Origin of the sequence: Mariniflexile aquimaris (genome assembly GCF_042676825.1) — a bacterium.
Classification (GTDB): Bacteria; Bacteroidota; Bacteroidia; order Flavobacteriales; family Flavobacteriaceae; genus Mariniflexile; species Mariniflexile aquimaris.
The window spans coordinates 1-530 of sequence record NZ_JBHTIB010000041.1; the positions used below are offsets into that span (position 1 = coordinate 1).

The 530-nt window shown below is 27.4% G+C and carries 1 protein-coding gene; it reads left to right on the forward strand.

The annotated features are described in order from the left end of the window. Positions 1-26: 26 nt before the first annotated feature. Positions 27-416, forward strand: a complete 390-nt coding sequence (locus ACFQ0I_RS17310; protein ID WP_379944248.1) for a hypothetical protein — start codon at positions 27-29, stop codon at positions 414-416. The last annotated feature ends 114 nt before the right edge of the window (positions 417-530 follow it).

A 530-nucleotide genomic window follows, 5' to 3' on the forward strand; every position in this document is an offset into this window, starting at 1 on the left:
CCAACACATGAGTAAAGACGAGAAGAATGGATATAAAAGGTAAATATAAAAAAGATGTTGTTTCCTTCCTTGACTGTACGGTAGAAATACAAAACAGAAAACTTAATCAAATCACATTTGACAGAGACATTCCAATGATTGGCTTTTTCGATATTGAAGACGTTGATTTTACTTTAAAAAGATATTATTATAAAAAAAATGAATTCCCTATTAAAGATTATAAATATGCCCTTAGATTTAGAACAAAAGAGAAAACGGTAAAAATTTTACTTAATTTAAGTTGTATAAGGTATTGGATAATAAAGATATATACAGGAAAGACTTTAATTCAAGAAAAACAAGTAAAAATTGCTTTACTACTATTAGTACTAACCAATGTTATAAGTTTTGTAACGGGAATGTATTTTAAAAAATAATTAATAAGGCAATAAGAAAAGACTGCCAAATAAAAGCTGCCCACAGTAAGGCTTTTACAATATCTGGTTGTTCTTTACTCTTATGATTTGACTTTGACATAACTTTCGACTGAC